Source organism: Streptomyces durbertensis (assembly GCF_014156695.1).
GTDB lineage: Bacteria > Actinomycetota > Actinomycetes > Streptomycetales > Streptomycetaceae > Streptomyces > Streptomyces durbertensis.
Map to the genome: position 1 here is coordinate 1 of NZ_WMLF01000779.1, position 1,253 is coordinate 1,253.

Below are 1,253 nucleotides of genomic sequence, written 5' to 3' on the forward strand. Positions count from 1 at the left end.
GCTGGGGGATTCGGTCGTCACGGTGTGCCCTTTCGCAACTCGTTGATCATCGCCACGGAGGCCGCCTGCGAGGGCGCTTCGGCCTGTAGCTGATGGTAGGCCGTCAACAGGGGCAGTACGAAGGCGAGATCTCGCTCAAGATGGCCCCGCTGCGCCGACTCGGAGTAGGCCATCAGGGAGCGGTCAGGCGACGTCAGCACCGTTATGGGTAGGTTGAACGGCCGCCTGGCGCCCATGTCGAAGGTGGCGACCTGGAGGACGGTGTTCGGCTGGTCGGCGAACTCGACCAGCCTGGCGAGCTGTTCGCCCATCACGTCCGGTTCTCCGATGGGGCGGCGGATGCAGCTCTCGTCGAGCACGGCGAACACCAGCGGCGGTGGCGTGCGGGCGAGTGCGGCTTGCCGCTCGGCCACGAGCGCTACTCGCTCATCCGCCTGCTCACGCGTGATCGCGCCCCGCTTCACCGCGCTGCCGGCGAGGACCGCCGCGTACTCGGGCGTCTGGAGCAGTCCAGGTACGACACCCACCTCGTACAGCCGGATCTCCGCTGCTCGCCCCTCGTGGTCGATGAACTGAGGAAAGCCCTCCAGCAGTGCGCCGTGGCGCATCTCGTGCCACTGGCGCTCGAACAGGTCGCCTGTACCCAACGCCGCGTCAGCATGTCGCGAAAAGCGCAAGGTCGGGGACTTGTGACCAGTTTCGACGGAGGAGATGTGGGTGCTGGAGTACCCCATCTGGTCGCCCAGGTGGTCCTGCGTCCAGCCGCGCTCGGTACGTGACGTGCGGAGACGCGCGCCGAAGGCGGCTTGGGGCGAGCTGTCCGGGTCCAACTCCTTGATGTTCAAAGGCCTAACACCGACCTTTCGTCCTTTCCTGAAACGTTGATGCGCTTCTGACTGTAGGCCACGCTGGGTCGCCCCGGTAGCGGAATCACTACGGAGAGGAGTCGTCGTGGCCGGTGAGGGTTTGCCCGTGGGCGGTGGGCAGTTGGGGGTGGTCGGGCCTGAGGGGTCCGGCCAGGGCGGCGGCCGTGTGGCGGCGGGATGCGAGACGTGTGCGGAGTTGCGGGAGGCGGAGAGGCGGGCGGAGCGGTGTGGGGATCTGTCCGGTGCGACGGACTGTCGGGTGTTGCTGCGGCGGCACTCCGCCGAGTGCCCGGTGGCGGGGCAGGGGGCGGCGTCGTGACGGAGAAGGGCGAGTCTCGGCGGCCGGAGGACGAGCGTCCGGAAAGTGGAGGGGCTGTCTCTTATACA

At 67.9% G+C, this 1,253-nt stretch carries 1 protein-coding gene; it reads right to left on the bottom strand.

Features of this window, described 5'->3' with window-relative positions; all coding sequences use genetic code 11:
• Positions 1 to 17: 17 nt before the first annotated feature.
• The gene (locus tag GL263_RS26740; RefSeq protein ID WP_182858312.1) at positions 18 to 845 is read right to left on the bottom strand and encodes a helix-turn-helix domain-containing protein; all 828 of its coding nucleotides are present in this window, start codon (positions 843 to 845) and stop codon (positions 18 to 20) included.
• Between the last annotated feature and the right edge of the window lie 408 nt (positions 846 to 1,253).